This is a genomic window from Actinomadura barringtoniae (assembly GCF_017573505.1).
In the GTDB taxonomy this organism is placed as follows: Bacteria; Actinomycetota; Actinomycetes; order Streptosporangiales; family Streptosporangiaceae; genus Spirillospora; species Spirillospora barringtoniae.
Map to the genome: position 1 here is coordinate 74,682 of NZ_JAGEOJ010000025.1, position 14,825 is coordinate 89,506.

13 protein-coding genes, 1 tRNA gene and 1 pseudogene are annotated in these 14,825 nt (G+C 69.2%); 6 read left to right on the forward strand and 9 right to left on the reverse strand.

What is annotated here, in order from left to right:
* Nucleotides 1-8: 8 nt before the first annotated feature.
* A complete protein-coding gene (locus J4573_RS44690) occupies nt 9-755 on the reverse strand; it encodes a hypothetical protein (protein ID WP_208262454.1) in 747 nt (248 codons plus the stop codon).
* Nucleotides 756-1,518: 763 nt separating this feature from the next.
* On the opposite strand from J4573_RS44690, the gene J4573_RS44695 reads away from it, so the two are divergent.
* Nucleotides 1,519-2,337: a hypothetical protein gene (locus tag J4573_RS44695; protein WP_208262455.1), complete on the forward strand. Its 819-nt coding sequence runs from the start codon at nt 1,519-1,521 to the stop codon at nt 2,335-2,337.
* Nucleotides 2,338-2,611: 274 nt separating this feature from the next.
* Nucleotides 2,612-2,662: pseudogene (locus J4573_RS54835) on the forward strand (hypothetical protein); the annotation flags it as partial.
* A gap of 132 nt (nt 2,663-2,794) precedes the next feature.
* Here J4573_RS54835 and J4573_RS44705 read toward each other — a convergent pair.
* The 4 genes from J4573_RS44705 to J4573_RS44720 all read right to left on the reverse strand — a co-directional run bounded on the left by J4573_RS44705 (nt 2,795) and on the right by J4573_RS44720 (nt 5,534).
* On the reverse strand, nt 2,795-3,550 hold the full coding sequence (locus J4573_RS44705; RefSeq protein WP_208262456.1) for a hypothetical protein: 756 nt from the start codon (nt 3,548-3,550) through the stop codon (nt 2,795-2,797).
* Between the two features lie 11 nt (nt 3,551-3,561).
* A complete protein-coding gene (locus J4573_RS44710) occupies nt 3,562-4,005 on the reverse strand; it encodes a ribosomal maturation YjgA family protein (protein ID WP_208262457.1) in 444 nt (147 codons plus the stop codon).
* Nucleotides 4,006-4,115: 110 nt separating this feature from the next.
* A tRNA-Lys gene (locus J4573_RS44715) sits at nt 4,116-4,188 on the reverse strand.
* Between the two features lie 68 nt (nt 4,189-4,256).
* Nucleotides 4,257-5,534 (reverse strand): cytochrome P450, encoded by a 1,278-nt coding sequence (locus tag J4573_RS44720; protein WP_243774612.1) that lies wholly within the window; start codon nt 5,532-5,534, stop codon nt 4,257-4,259.
* Here J4573_RS44720 and J4573_RS56450 point away from each other — a divergent pair.
* Nucleotides 5,529-6,026: a PaaI family thioesterase gene (locus J4573_RS56450; RefSeq protein ID WP_307797426.1), complete on the forward strand. Its 498-nt coding sequence runs from the start codon at nt 5,529-5,531 to the stop codon at nt 6,024-6,026. The two genes, J4573_RS44720 and J4573_RS56450, sit on opposite strands and share 6 nt — an antisense overlap.
* Here J4573_RS56450 and J4573_RS44730 read toward each other — a convergent pair.
* Complete coding sequence (locus tag J4573_RS44730; RefSeq protein ID WP_208262460.1) at nt 6,023-8,707, reverse strand: ATP-binding protein; 2,685 nt, start codon at nt 8,705-8,707, stop codon at nt 6,023-6,025. The genes J4573_RS56450 and J4573_RS44730 overlap by 4 nt on opposite strands.
* 114 nt (nt 8,708-8,821) lie before the next feature.
* Between J4573_RS44730 and J4573_RS44735 the strand changes: the two genes are divergently transcribed.
* Nucleotides 8,822-9,898 carry an alkene reductase gene (locus tag J4573_RS44735; RefSeq protein WP_208262461.1) on the forward strand — a complete coding sequence of 359 codons (1,077 nt, stop codon included), beginning with the start codon at nt 8,822-8,824 and terminating at the stop codon, nt 9,896-9,898.
* A 207-nt stretch (nt 9,899-10,105) separates the two neighbouring features.
* Here J4573_RS44735 and J4573_RS44740 read toward each other — a convergent pair whose 3' ends face one another.
* The 3 genes from J4573_RS44740 to J4573_RS44750 form a co-directional block, all read right to left on the reverse strand.
* Entirely contained in the window at nt 10,106-10,675 is a 570-nt protein-coding gene (locus J4573_RS44740; RefSeq protein WP_208262462.1) for a C40 family peptidase, read from the reverse strand.
* 506 nt (nt 10,676-11,181) lie between these two features.
* Nucleotides 11,182-11,682 (reverse strand): C40 family peptidase, encoded by a 501-nt coding sequence (locus J4573_RS44745; RefSeq protein ID WP_307797427.1) that lies wholly within the window; start codon nt 11,680-11,682, stop codon nt 11,182-11,184.
* Between the two features lie 696 nt (nt 11,683-12,378).
* The gene (locus J4573_RS44750) at nt 12,379-12,678 is read right to left on the reverse strand and encodes a YiaA/YiaB family inner membrane protein (RefSeq protein WP_208262463.1); all 300 of its coding nucleotides are present in this window, start codon (nt 12,676-12,678) and stop codon (nt 12,379-12,381) included.
* A 220-nt stretch (nt 12,679-12,898) separates the two neighbouring features.
* On the opposite strand from J4573_RS44750, the gene J4573_RS44755 reads away from it, so the two are divergent.
* Complete coding sequence (locus J4573_RS44755) at nt 12,899-14,266, forward strand: glycoside hydrolase family 1 protein (protein WP_208262464.1); 1,368 nt, start codon at nt 12,899-12,901, stop codon at nt 14,264-14,266.
* A gap of 109 nt (nt 14,267-14,375) precedes the next feature.
* Nucleotides 14,376-14,684 carry a DUF6191 domain-containing protein gene (locus tag J4573_RS44760; RefSeq protein ID WP_208262465.1) on the forward strand — a complete coding sequence of 103 codons (309 nt, stop codon included), beginning with the start codon at nt 14,376-14,378 and terminating at the stop codon, nt 14,682-14,684.
* Nucleotides 14,685-14,825: the final 141 nt, after the last annotated feature.

The window sequence follows — 14,825 nt, forward strand, 5'->3', positions numbered from 1 at the left end:
CGCCGCACTCACGTCAAGGCTCGCGCACCGAAGCCGGTGGCGGCAGGGACCGTTGCCGAGGTATGGCCGGCGTTCAGCTGCGCAGGCGGAGAGAGAAGACTGGGGACCTGGGGCGGAAGCCAGATGCGGGCAGGCCCGCGATACTCCTTGGTGCTGACGTCGAGGGGCTGGTAGGTGTCCGGATCGATCAGGTCCGGGCCGTCGACGATGAGCTCGGTGTAGAGACGCTCGGTGGTGATGAGACCGACGTCGGCGCGCTGGTCGGCCAGGACGGCCTTGAACTGCGCGGCGTCCAGCAGCCGGAAGAGCTCGATGGCCGGGCCGCCGAGGATCCCGCGTTCGTCCGCCCAGACGAACCCGGCGTTGACGGCGGCGCGGACCTGGAACCGGGCGCCGGCGGCGGCGAGCCGGTTGTGGCGGCGCAGCCCGCGCCGCAGGCGATCGGGGAACGGGCCGAGCAGGAGCTCCGGGCTGATCCCCGGAGGCAGGATGACGAAGACGGCATCGCCGCGGTCCTCCTGCTTGCAGGCGGTCGGCGGGATCCCGACGGTCGCCAGTGACGTGGTCACCAACGTGTTGAGGGCTTCGCGCAGATGCGCGTGAAGGCTCGTGGGCCGCCCGCCGAACCCGACGATGTCGATGGCCAGAAGACCGCAGTGCAGTGATGCGCTCAGTCCGTCATGCAGGGAGAACTGGCCTTGCAACGCTCCGGGCAGCAACGGTGCCGGGATGGGGGAAGGAGTGCGTTCGTACATGATGCCTGCCCTGGACGGGGGCCTGATCATTGTCGGCCCGGGGTCGATGAGGTCGTCTTCGTTGACGACGTCCTCGCTGGTACCGCCACACCATGTCCCGGTCGGGGCGAGGCGCGCAGGATCGACACCGAAGCACAACGGATCACGACGATTCCGGAAGCCGGCACCGTACGTGATCTGCCGAGACGCTGTTCGGGGATCAATGTGATGAGCGTGTTCGGAAACGTTCGAAGAGCCCGCCGGGAGCCAGGCCCCCGACGGGCTCTCGCATGGAACGGACGGGGCCGGCCCCGCCGGTAACAGGGTCGCCCGGCCAGCGCCGTTCCGTTTCTCCGGAGAGGCGGTCCAGTCTTGGCACCTCTCGGGTTAAAGCATCCCCGGTCCGGGTGTCCGCGTCACATGACACAAAAACAAAATTTGGAGACATCTCGCGGTCAAGATAACGACGCGCCCGGACGCCACACCACTGAACACGATCTTGTGTCGCTGTGTGTTCGGTTTCGTCCGACTAGCTATTCATCCACTGAAAGGTCCGGCATGTGGCGTTCCTGTCGGCCATGATGCACGTGGCTCCCCGACCGGTAATCGGAGGAGCCATGTCTGGACCCTCGTGTCCGGCATTGAACAGACATCTCCGGATGTCCAGTCGCCAGGTCCTCTATGGAAGGAACAGCATGACCATCATCGCCATTGATGTGCCCTGGCCTGCGCGGGAGCCGGGCCGGCCACACCTCATCCCTTGGCACTGAGCAGGGGTCGCGAGATGCCGATCTTCTCCCGCCCCTCGTTCACGCTGTGGTCGCGCAAGCTTCAAGCCGCACAGCCCGCCATCAGTGCCGCCAGGCTGGAGCGGTTCCTGGACCTGAGTCGTCCGGCCGAGCCGGCCGCACAACTCCGGCAGCTCCTGCTCGTGGTCTTCCTGCTCACCCCCCTGTCTCCGGAAGAGATCACAGAGCATGCCCAGCGCCGCTGGGACCTGCACCCCGACAAGACGGCCGAGCTGCAGCGCGGCGAGGTCGAGTTCGGGTTCCGCTGGTACTCCATCAACGGCGTCCTCACCGACTGCGGCGCCTCTCAGGCCTTCATCGACAAGGCCCGCGAGCTGTTCCACGATTTCTCGCGCCAAGACATCGCTCCGGGACAGCTCGCGTCAGGCCCGGAGGACACCACCTCGACAGGCGATCAAGCCCCCGAGGACGACGAGTCCACCGGGGAGCGCCAGGACGACGTGGCCGAGGAGCACAAGGAAGAGACAGACCTCGCGGACGCCGCGACGACCAAGCCCGACCCCGCCACCGCGAAGAACAGGGCCGAGTTGCTCGCATTGCTGCCGGCCTTCCGGACCTGGAAGGGGCGCAGAAGCTACCGCAACATGGAAAAGGCGATCGACAAGCGCTACGTCCATTCCACCCTGTCCGAGGTCCCCAAGCGCACCAATCTGCCCAGCCTGGATCTTGTCCTCGCCTACATCGAGGGCTGCGGAGGCGATGACGATGACCTCATCGCCTGGGAGGAGGCCTGGCGCCGCATCGCGATGGCCGAGCGCCGCAACAGCCCTGGAGCGGACCCCGGCCGAACCTGATGCCGGGCTGGGAACCTTTTCGAGGCCTCAGTGGGATAGGGGGTGACCCTTGAACGCCGGTGCGCCATCAGGAGGCCCGATGAGAGACCGCACGAGGTGACCGACATCGCTGCTGGGCTCAACCGCCTCCCAGAGGAGCTGGCAGACGATGACGCCGCGATCATTCGGCGCTCCCTGGAGGAGCCCGACGCGTTCAGCCTGCTGTACGACCGGCACGCCCGCGATCCACCGCTACCTAGCGAGGCGGCTCGGCACGGACGCGGCCGACGATCTGATGGCCGAGACGTTCCTGATCGCATTTCGCAAGCGGCGGCGGTACGACCTGGCGCGCACCGGCGCCCTGCCATGGCTGTACGGCATAGTGACCAGGCTCATCGCCGGTCATCGCAAGGCCGAGGTGGCGCGGTACCGGCTGCGCGAACGGCTCGGCGGCCAGGGCGAGGCCGATCAGACCAGCTCATGCCCCTGTCTCGCTGTATCCGTGGTCGTGGTCGAGTTCTTCGAACCGGCCGGGATGCCCCGGCGGCAGGGGCGGAGCGGGCACCGGCGGGATCGAGAGCGTTCCCCAATCGATGCGCAGGCCGTCCATGTGCGCGTCGAGGTCGAGCGTGTCCACCGCCCGCCCTCCGGCGATGGTGGTGAGGGTGAAACTGTCGGTGCCCAGCCCGCCGTCTTCGCCGTCCCCCATCTCGTCGCCGACCAATTGAAGCCAGAGGTCCAGTGCCCAGCGCAGTTCGGCCGCGTCCGCGTGGACGAAGCTGATGATAGTGCCGCCGGATCCAGAGACGAACTCGCACTCGGCCAGGTAGTAGCCGTGCTCGCCCGCCGGGGCGGTCGGCAGGTCGTTGGTGAACAGGTTGTCGAGCCTGGCCAGTCCGGCTCGGGCGGTGGGATCGTCCGGGTGGGCTTCAAGGACACGCGCGTACAGTCGCTCGGCTTCGAGCCTCCTGGAGGTGAGCGCGTCCCTGTCGCCCGGCCGGCTGTCCCGCACGTAGTTGATCTGCCGGGTCAAGCAGCCGGCCAGCAGGTTGGCCGCCAGTCGATCCTCCGGGCGAGCTCCGACGACGGTACGCAGCCAGCGTTCTTCTGGCCGGCTGTGCTGTGGGCCTTCGACAGGGTCGAAGGGCAGCAGGCACAGCAGCCGACCCAGCTCAAGCGCGGCGTCCAGATCTCCGGCATCGGCGTCGCCACGCAGCACGTCCAAGATCGACATAGGCCCGCAGACTACGCGTGTTCCACCGGATCGTTGACGGGTGTCGGCTGTGCGCGGGTGCGGAGGAGCCAGTGCGCGGCGACCAGGGGGATGACGCCGACGGGGTACCAGGCGACGTCAACGAGGTCGAACTGCGCGCCTAGCAGCTGGCGCGCGAGCCAGCTGCGTTCAGACAGCGCCGCAGGTACTGGTGTGAGCTGGGAGAACTCGATGAACCAGCAGTACGCGATCACGCCGATGCCGGCGGGCAGCGGGGAGATCTGCGGCCTGATGAAGATCACGATCGTGTAGACGATGACCCCGGACAGGGCGGCGCCCGAGTACTGCTCGATGGGCCCGTCCATGGCCGCGCGGATGCCGTAAGCCGCGCCTGCGGAGGCCGCTGCCAAGACCACCATCAGCAGCCGGGTCCAGCGCGGCGCGAGCGACATCGCGTGATCATTGGGCTCTGGCACCCTCGCATGATCACAGCGGCGGCCGTCTCGCGTCCCGCCCTTCACCGAATCAAGATCCCCGCAAACCGCTGGGCGCTCGCGAAGTTTCGCGAACGCCCAGGTCAGGTGGGTGGGTCGTGTGGGACTCGAACCCACAACCTACGGATTAAAAGTCCGGAGCTCTGCCAATTGAGCTAACGACCCGCAGGGCAAGGGTACCGAGATCGGCGAGGGGTTCGCATCGCGGTTACGGGAGGGTGGAAGGGAACGGTTCATTCCACTTTGAGGGGGAGGTGCTTCAGGCCGTTCTGGAAGTTGGAGGCCAGGCGGACGGGGGCGCCGGTCTGGGTGAAGGTGAGGGGGAGCAGGTGGGTGAAGATGGCGCGCATCTGGGTGCGGGCCAGGTGGGCGCCCAGGCAGAAGTGGGGGCCGAAGCCGAAGCTCACGTGGTCGTTCGGGGTGCGGGTGATGTCGAAGGTGTCGGGGGACGGGAAGATGGTCTCGTCGCGGTTGGCGGAGGCGTGGTAGACGACTACTTTTTCGCCGGCGCGGATCTGCTGGCCGGAGAGCGTCAGGTCTTGGGTGGCCGTGCGGCGGAAGTCCATGACCGGGGGCCAGTAGCGGAGCATCTCCTCGATGGCGGTGGGGAGGAGGGCCTCGTCGGTGCGGAGGGCCGCTAGTTGGCCGGGGTGCTCCAGGAGGGTCAGGAGGCCGCCTGGGATGCCGTTGCGGAGGGTCTCGTTTCCGGCGACGGCGAAGAGGAAGAACATGTTCTCGAACTCTTCGGGGGTGAGGCCGCCGGAGAGCATGCGGGACATGATGTCGTCGCCCGGGTCCTTGCGCTTGGCGTCGGCCAGGGCGTGGGCATAGGCGAACATGTCCGCCAGGGCCGTACGGGACCGGGGGTTCATGGGGCGGCCGTCGGGGCGGAGGAAGGTCTCGGGGCGCGCAGAGACGGCGGCCTGGCCCATGGGGGAGAGCGTTGAGGCTTCGGCGGTGGAGAGGGCCGCGTAGTCGGCGTCCTGGTAGCCGATGACTCGGGACGCCCAGTCGTAGAGGAGGCGGCGGTCCTCGTCGGGGACGCCCATGATCTGCGCGAGGGTCCAGACCGGGAGGTCGGCCGCGATCTCTACGAAGTCGATCTCCTGGCCGCGCGTGTTGCTGATGAGGGTGCGCGCGCGGGTGTTGATGGTTTCTTCCAGGGCGCGGATCGCTCTCGGGGTGAACGCGGCGGCGACGATGCGGCGCAGGCGGGAGTGGCCCGGGGGGTCTTGGTTGAGCATCATGGCGCGGACGAACGCGAGGTCTTCGGGGGTGTCGGGGTCGCGGATCTGCGTCGCGCCGAGGTTGGAGGAGAAGAGCTCGGGGCTGCGGAGGACGTGCTTGACGTCCGCGTGCCCGAACACCGCCCAGTAGCCGGGGCCTGGGGGCCAGGGTCCTACGGAGGGCTCGGGGATCCGGCACACCGGGGATTTCTCGCGCAAGGCCCGGAACGTGTCGTACGGAACGCCCGTCTCGTAGGTGGACGGCAGAAAGATCTCCTCGTGCATGGCCTCAGCCTGCATCAGGACGGCGCAACAACGAAAGGACCGCTCGCGTCCGGGGCCGGTTCTGACCATCATGGCGGGGTGACTTTGATGCCTGCGGATGGCGACAAGATCCTGAAGGATAACTTCGCGGCCTGGGTGCTGGACCTGGGGCTGAGGGTCGAGGAATTGGGCGAACGGCGGGCCGTGCTGCGGCTGCCGTGGTCGGACAGGCTCGCGAGGGAGGGCGGCGGGCTGAGCGGTCAGGCGATGATGGCGGCGGCCGACACCGCCACGGTGATCGCGGTCTCGGCGGCGCGGGGCGAGTTCGTGCCGATGACCACCGTGCAGCAGTCCACGAGTTTCCAGCGGCCGATCGTGGCCAAGGACGTTCTGGTGGATGCGCGGATCACCAAGTTGGGGCGGACGCTTGCGTTCGCGGACATCTCGCTTACGGGTGAGGGGGACGCCGAGGCGGCTGCTAAGGCGACCACCGTCTACGCGATCCTCGGCTAGGGGACTGGCTGCAATTGGAGGCGGGCCAGTTCCTTGCGCGAGGAGATGCCCAGCTTGGGATACGCCTTGTAGAGGTGGTACTCGACCGTGCGGGGGCTGAGGAAGAGCTGCGAGGCGATTTCCCTGCTGCTGATGCCCTCGGCCGCCAGACGTACGACTTGGAGTTCCTGGGGCGTCAGGCGGTCTAGCAGATCAGGGGCCGTTGCCTGTTGGTGAGAGGCGAGGGTGGAGGTCGTCTCGCCGGTGGCTCGGAGCTCGGAACGGGCCCGTTCTGCCCACGGAGTTGCCTTCAGGCGCTCGAAGATCTGCGCTGCCGAACGAAGTGGGCCGCGGGCGTCGCTGCGGCGGCGGGCGCGGCGTAGCCATTCGCCGTAGAGGAGTTCGGTGCGCGCTCGTTCGAACGGGCGGGCACCGTCCTCCTCATGGAGGTGGAGGGCCTCTTCGTAGGCCTTGCCGGATGAGTCGGCCTCGTGGAGGAGGGCTTGGCTGCGTAGGGCTACGGCACGCGTCCAGGGGATGTGTGAGGCGTCGGCCCACGAGGTGAAGCGGGCAAGTGCCTCGTGCGCGCGTTCAGGCTGCCCGGCCCGTACGGCCGCCTCGATCTGGTCAGCGGCGGCGACCATCGTGCCTGCGGTGAAGCGGCGGGGGCTCTGGGCGACTTCCTCCAAACGAACCAGCGCGGCCTCATAGCGGCCCAGCCCTAGGTCCAGGAGACCCAGCGCCACGTCGGCCAGCCCGCCGGAGGGCGGCGGCGCGTGCTCGACCAGGCGATGCAGCCGTTCCTCGTCGCCCTCGATGGCCGCCAGCCGCGCCAGTACGGCGCCGACGCGGCCCTCGCGGCGTTCCATGCCGATGTCGCGGGCGATCGTGATCGCCTCCTGGCCGGTGGCCTCGGCGTCGCGGTGCAGGCCGGCGGCGATCTGCACCTGCGCGAGCGCCTGCAGGACGTTCGGCAGCACGCCGATCAGGCCCTCGCGGCGGCAGCGTGCGGCCTCGGCGACGGCCAGCTCCTGTGTGAGGCGGTCGTCGCCGACGATGAGGCCCCAGTAGATGGCCTGGGTGAGGTCGGAGCCCTCCGAACGGGCCGCAGCGACCTGCTCGGCCAGGAGGGGGAGGCCGGCGGCGTAGTCGGCCTTGATCAGATGTCCCAGGGCCCGTACGGCGGGGTCGTCGTGGCCGGTGGCGCGCAGCAGTTCGACGGCCCGGCCGATGGTCTCGGCGTCGCCCGCCGACCACGCGTAGGTGGCGCCGGTGCGCAGCATCGCGGGGACGTCGCCGGGCTCGGCGTGCTCGGCCTGCGCGATGAGGAGCCGGGCGGCGGCGGGCGGGTCGCCGCGTTCGAACTCCACGGCCGCGCGGATCCGCGCCAGCCGGGCGAGATCGGCGGGCGACTCGGCCAGCTTCTCGGCTCGCTGGGCGAAGTCGTCCGCCTCGGCGGGGCGGCCCGCCCGGAAGACGGCGTCGGCCGCGCGGCCCAGCCGTCGTGAACGCTCCGACAGCGACGGGCTGAGCTCGGCGGCGTGCTGGTAGAGCGTGGCGGCCGGGCCGTAACCTGCACGGCTCAGCGCGCGTTCGGCCGCCTTCTCGAGGTCGGCGGCGACCGCCTCGTCGGGCGACATCGTGATCGTGGCGCGGTGCCGGACGCGGCAGTCGGGGTCGTCGGCCGCCTCCGACAGCGCCCGGTGAACGCGGATCCGCTGCGCCGCGACCGCGCCGTGGTACGACGCGGAACGGATCAGCGGGTGCCGGAAACGGATCGCCGAGCCGGTGACCTCGACCAGCCCGGCCCGTTCCGCCTCCTCCAGGTCGCCGAGGCCGAGGCCGAACGTCGCGGCGGCGGCGAGCAGCGAGGGCATGTAGCCGCGGCCCTCGGCGGACGCGATCAGCAGCATGTCGCGGGTCTTGTCGGGCAGCCCGGCGATCTGCGCGCGGAACGAGGCGGTCACGCGTTCGGCGAGCGGCAGCGGCGCCGAGGACTCGGGCATGCGCCGCGTGGAGCCGAACTCCAGCAGCGCCAGCGGGTTGCCGTCCGACTCGCGGACGACCCGGGAACGCAGCGACGGGCTCAGCGTCGCGTGGCGTTCCGACAGCAGGTGCTCGGCGTCGGCCCTCGCCAGCCGGGTCAGCTGGAGCTCGGGCAGGCCGGGGGTGGCGAAGCCGTTCTCGCGCGCCGCGAACATCATCACGACGCCCTCGACGGCCAGGCGCCGGGCGGCGAACAGCAGCGCCTCCGTCGTCGCGACGTCCAGCCACTGCGCGTCGTCGATCAGGCAGAGGACCGGGCCGTCCTCGGCGAGGTCGGCGAGCAGGGTCAGCACGGCGAGGCCGCAGATGAAGCGGTCCTGCTCGGCGGCGCCGACGATCGTGCCCGTCCCGGTCGGCCCGAACGCGCCGCGCAGGGCCGCCGCCTGCGCCTCGGGCAGCGACTCGACGCGGTCGCGCACGGGCCACAGCAGCTGCAGGATCCCGGCGAAGGCGATGTCGCGCTCGGCCTCGAACCCGGTGACGCGCAGGACCCGCGCGCCCCGGCACACCTCGTCGCCCGCCGCCCACTCCAGCAGCGCGGACTTGCCGATGCCCGCCTCGCCGCGCAGCACGATCGAGCCGCTGCGCTGGTGGTCGCGCGCCGCGTCGATCAGTTCGGTGAGCCGCGCCAGCTCGTCATCACGCCCGTAAAGCACGCAATACAAACTACGGGGCCGAGTACCGAAACCTTACGGATGCCGCCCGTATCGGGCCGCTCGTAGCTTCATCACCAGCGAGAACGACGACTACAAGTGATGCGGGTGAAAGCGATGAGCGAGCTGTTCGAGACCGTGAAGATCGGTGCGCTGGAGCTGCCCAACCGGCTGGTGATGGCGCCGATGACGCGCAGCCGCGCGTACGAGGCCGGTCAGGTGGACGAGCTGGTGGCCGAGTACTACACGCAGCGGGCCGGGGCCGGGTTGATCATCACCGAGGGGACCCAGCCGAGCGTGATCGGCCAGGGCTACATCTCCACGCCAGGCCTGCACAACGACGACCAGACGCGGGCCTGGCGGGCGGTGACGGACGCGGTGCACGCCGAGGGCGGCCGGATCTTCGCCCAGATCATGCACAGCGGCCGCGTCGGGCACCCCTACCTCTACCCGGACGACGCGCTGCCGCTCGGGCCGTCGCCGATCGCCTCGGGCGAGCAGCTGTTCACCGTGGACCAGGGCATGCTCGACCACCCCGAGCCGCGAGAGATGACCCTTGAGGACATCGCGCAGGCGGTCGACGACTTCGTGGTCGCCGCGCGCAACGCGATCGAGGCCGGTTTCGACGGCGTCGAGCTGCACGGCGCCAACGGCTATCTGATCCAGCAGTTCCTGGCCGACGGCAGCAACCGCCGTACCGACTCCTACGGCGGCTCGGTCGAGGGCCGCATCCGCTTCGCCGTGGAGGTCGCGCGGGCGGTGAGCGACGCGGTCGGCGCGGACCGCGTCGGCTTCCGCGTCTCACCCGGCGGAACGGCGAACGGCGTGAGCGAGAGCGACCCCGAGGAGCTCTACACGGCGCTGCTGCGCGAGCTGGCTCCGCTGGGCCTGGCGTACCTGCACGTGATGGAGCTCGGCGACCGCGCGCTCACCCGGGTCGTACGGGCGGCATGGCCGGGCACGCTGATCCTCAACCCGCACCCGACGCCGTCATCCTTTCCGGCCATGCCCGAGTACGGAGTCGAGGCGCTGCGCGAGGGCGTCGCCGACGCGATCGCGTTCGCCCAGCTGTGGCTCGCCAACCCCGACCTGCCCGCCCGCATCAAGGCCGGCGGCCCGTACAACGAGGCCGACCCGGCGACCTTCTACGGCGGCGACCACCGCGGCTACACCGACTACCCCAGCCTTGTTTGATTGGCTTTCGCGGCCTCGGAGGCCTCGCCTGGCGGCTCGGCCTTCGAACCACAAAAGCGGCGAGCGCGACATCGCTTCGCGATCTGAGCGGGCGACTTCGCCTTCGGCTCGTCACCCGCTCAGTTAGCGCGCTCGCGTGCGTGGCGGGTCGGCCGCAAATGGACGTCCCGGCGGTCCTGGGACCGCCGGGACGTTCTCGCGCAGGTCTTAGTAGCCGGGGCGGACCGCGCCGGCGAAGTTGCGCTTGTAGTAGCTGTTCAGCTTGATCCGCTTCACCGGCTTGCCGGTCGTGGAAGCGTGGATCATGTAGCCCTTGCCCACGTAGATGCCCATGTGGCTGCGGCCCGAGTAGAAGAACAGCAGGTCGCCGGCGACCGCGCCCTTCCACGAGACCTTGTACTTGACCGCCCGCCAGATCTGCTGGGTGGTCCGCGGCAGCTTCACGCCCGCCTTGCGCCAGGAGCCGCCGGCGAGGCCGGAGCAGTCCCACGAACCGGGGCCGGTGCCGCCGTAGCGGTACGGGTCGCCGATCTGCTTGTAGGCGTAGCGGACGGCGTAGGCCGCGCGCTTCTTCTGCCGCGTCTTGCGGGCCTTGGAGATCTTGCCTGCTGCGCTCGCCTGAGCCGCTGCCTGCCGCTGGGCGACCTGTGGAGCGGACGCGTTCGCCGGGCCGGCGACCAGGAGCGAGGCTCCGACCGCGACCGCCGTGCTGAGCGTGATGCCACCGGCGAACAGCTTGAGGGGGTTCCGGAGGGTATGCAGGACGACTCCTGTCATCGTGGTGGTGCCTACCGGGCAGCCCTCACCGCAGGCGGTGGCACCGCCGTACGAGATGGGGTTGCTGGCGTATTCCGGCTCCGGCGGTGCCCAGGGAAGGGAAAGGCACCGAGAGCGCGGACGCGTTCCGGCTCCGCGCATCGGGTCTGCGCGGACGCGGCCGTCGGACGCGGGCTCTTCGGCGGCGGGAGGCTGGGGCACCGCTGCCGCGTCGACGTGAATGTTCTGTTATCTGCTTGGTTCCATTGGCGTACGGAACCGGCAAGAAACTAGCGACGCCCCGCCATGTCCGGCAAATCCCGGGACCGTCGATAAGCCCGAACGGGTGTTCCGGCATACCGGGTATGTGGGGCGCCGCCTGCACCGATTGATGTGAATTTAAGGTTCGTGTGATGTGAGTCACAGTTTGCGGCGGATGTACCCGCTGAGCTTGCCCGACACGGTGCGTACAGGGTGCGACTCAATGGGTTGCGGCCGGTTTATCGACCGTTCGCCACCCGCGACTCTCAGTAACCGGGGCGCACGGCGCCGTTGAAGTGCCGCTTGTAGTACCCGGAGACCTTCACACGCTTGACCCGCTGCCCGGAACTGGGCGCGTGGATCATGTAGCCCTTGCCCACGTAGATGCCCATGTGGCTGCGGCCCGAGTAGAAGAACAGCAGGTCACCCTTGGCGAGACCCCTGAAGGAGACCTTGTACTTGACCGCCCGGTAGATGGCGTACGTGGTGCGCGGCAACCTCACTCCGGCCTTGCGCCAGGCGCCGCCGGCGAGACCCGAGCAGTCCCACGAGCCGGGGCCGTTGCCGCCGTAGCGGTAGGGGTCGCCGATCTGCTTGTAGGCGTAGGCCACGGCGATGGCGGCCCGGCGCTTCTGCCTGGCCTTTCTCGACTCCGCGACCTGCGCGTCGCCGCTGAGGCCTCCAGCCGCGACACGTGCGGTGGCGCCTGCCGCGACACGTGCGGTGGCGCCGGTCTCGGCCCTGGCCGGTGTGGTCGGCAGCGCCACGGCTCCGGCGACGGTCGCCGTGCTCAGCGCGCAGCCGCCGAGAAGCAGTTTCGTACGGGGGGAAAGAGAAGACGCGACGGTAAACAGGATTGCTCCTCACCTCGCTGTTCATGCCTACCGGGGCAGCCGGGACAGCGGGGTGAGAAACAAATGTCGGCTGACTTTCCGCCAACCCCTGGATGGCTTCGGGGAGGCGCTGAGGGGACCCGGTTCCATGCCTCTGGTCTGCATGGATGCGGCCGGCCGTCCGCGAGCGCACCCTCACTCGGGTGCGTGAATCGTTGGGGTTTCGCGTGATCGCGGCGGCCCATTGTTCGCTTTCGCGGCGACACTTGCGTCGCCGCGGCACACGGAACCACAGCACTCACACCTCGGCAATACCCGGCCCCTCGGAAGGGCTTTCTGGATCAAGAAATTGCCGATTACTCGCAGTGATCTGCGCAGCGGAAACGCGGCGCCGGTTTATCCGGCTGTGATGCCGACCACATTCGGCCTCCGGATGCCCCACGTGTCCATCTCGGCGAGTTGGTGGCGCGATGTCCGAATTGAAATGGCGCCCGCCGTCCGGCGGGCGCCGCTGCCTTTCCGTCCGATGGACCGTGCCTCGACGGCGCGTCCAGTGGCCCGTTGCGGCCAATCACGATTGTGTTATCCAGGTCACTTTCCGTGGCTGGTACGGCGCCCCACCCGGGCCGATCAGCCCCAGGAGGCGGCCGAGGAGTCGACGTACGGCGCGTTCGGCGGCAGGACCTGAGCCGGCCCCTCCGGGCGCCCCGGAGTGACCGACCCGGCCTCCATCCGGTCCCGGACGCACTTGGCCAGAGTGAAGGTCGAGGTGATGAGGTACAGCCCGCCGAGCGCCAGGAAGGCGCGGATCCAGACCGGCGCGGGCATGTAGACGATGCCGAGCGCCATCGCGGCGACCGAGACGGCGAACGAGATGATCGCCTGGATGAAGAATGCGGTCGTTCCCTTGAGCTGCAGGAAAGCGTTCATGGGGACAACTGTGCGCCGGGCCGGGACGCCGATCCTGAGTAGGAGTGCGGGGATCTCTACTCAGGTCCGCGCCGCGCGCCCCTGAGTAGCCCGCCCCTCGACCGGTCACCCGGAGCCGTCAGCCGGATCCGGCCATCGGGGACGTGCCCATTGACAAGTCTCCCTCCCGCACCTGTTATCCGAGCAAGCTTCATATCCCGTGCTCCCGGGAGGAGAACCAGTGCCCCGCAGGTCACGCACCTCGCACGTCCTGGCCGCGCTCGTGCTGTCCGCCGCGGCGGCGGTCACCGCCGCCCCGCCCGCCGACGCCGCAGCCGCCGACGCGGCGCCACGCCCCGTTCCCGCCGGCTCGAAGTTCCCCGCGAACTTCCTGTGGGGCGTGTCCACATCCGGCTTCCAGTCCGAGGGATCGTTCCCCGACAGCAACTGGACGCGGTACGTGGCCCGGAAGGCGTACGGCATCAAGGACCCGTACAAGAACAGCGTCGACTTCCGGCACCAGTACCCGCAGGACGTGCAGCGCGCCAAGAGCCTCGGCGTGAAGGTGTTCCGCACCTCCATCGAGTGGGCGCGGATCGAGCCCCGCAAGGGCTTCCGCGACCCGAAGGCGCTGGCCTACTACGACGACCTGATCCGCCGGATCCGCACCGCGGGCATGCGGCCGATGCTGACGCTCGACCACTGGGTCTACCCCGGCTGGGTCGCCGACCAGGGCGCCTGGGACAACCCGCAGACGGTGAACGACTGGCTGCGCGAGGCCAAGTTCATCGTGGACCGCTACAAGCGGCAGGGCGTCATCTGGATCACCTTCAACGAGGTGAGCCAGAACCTCTACCACGAGCTGCTCGCCCGGCCGATGAACCCCGACCAGTTCATGAAGATGCGCGCGGGCATCACCAAGGCGCACCGCGCGGCGTACGACATGATCCACAAGGTCGACCCGGGCGCGCCGGTCTCGACCAACCTGGCCTACGGCTCGATCGCCAACCCGCTGTTCGACGCCGCGATCTTCAACCAGGTGACCGACAAGCTCGACTACCTGGGGATCGACTACTACTACGGGGCCAACGCCGAGAACACGACCGCGCGGTACTCGCTCAGCGGCGAGTTCTGGAAGATCGACCCGGAGCCCGAGGGCCTCTACTACGTGCTGAAGAGCTACCACCGGCGGCTGCCCAAGCTCCCGATCTACATCGTGGAGAACGGCATGCCGACCGACAACGGCAAGCCGCGCGCCGACGGCTACACCCGCGCCGACCACCTGCGCGACCACATCTACTGGATCCAGCGCGCGATGGCCGACGGCGTGAAGGTGATGGGCTACAACTACTGGAGCCTCACCGACAACTACGAGTGGGGCAGCTACCGGCCGCGCTTCGGCCTGTTCACGGTGAACGCGCTGACCGACCCCAAGCTCACGCGGCACCCGACCGACGCCGTGCCCGCGTACCGCGCGATCATCGCCGACCACGGCGACCCGTCCGGCTACGTGCCCAAGCGCCGCCCCGGGTGGTGCTCCATCGAGGACCCGATCGCCACCTGCTTCGGCAAGATCCCGACGCCGCCCGTCCCGTACCGGATCCGCTAGGCGGGCCGGATCGGCTAGGCGGGCCAAATCCGCTAGGCGGGCCGGATCGGCTAGGCGAGCCGGAATTGCCGAGCGGAACGACCCTTACGTTGCCCGCGTTGGAGGAGACGTGGCGTTCCTCATCGTGTTCACCATTCCCGGGCTCGTCCTCGGTCTGGTCGCGCTGGCCGTGATCGACCGGATGGGCCTGTGGGCCAACCGGCGCTTCCGTACGCCCTGGCGGCGCGACGATCAGGGCCGCGGGGTGTCGGCGGTCGGCGTGGACGAGCTGAGCGCGTTCTTCCAGGGCTCCAAGCGGCATCAGCTGGACGAGAAGCGCAGCTCGCTGATCCTGCGCGACGAGGAGAACGACGGCGCGCCGCCGCGCACCAAGGTGGATCTGGAACGCGGCACCGCTGTGATCCGCCGCTCATCCTGAGGCGCGCCGAAGGCGAGTTGCGGGCGCCTCTCGCGTGGGTACGGCGTGTAGTGCGCAGATGCGAAGGCGGACTGTGGGGGAGCGGAGTGTTACCGCTCTCCCCATCGCCATTAATGTGACCTGTGGGTAACATCACCCCGA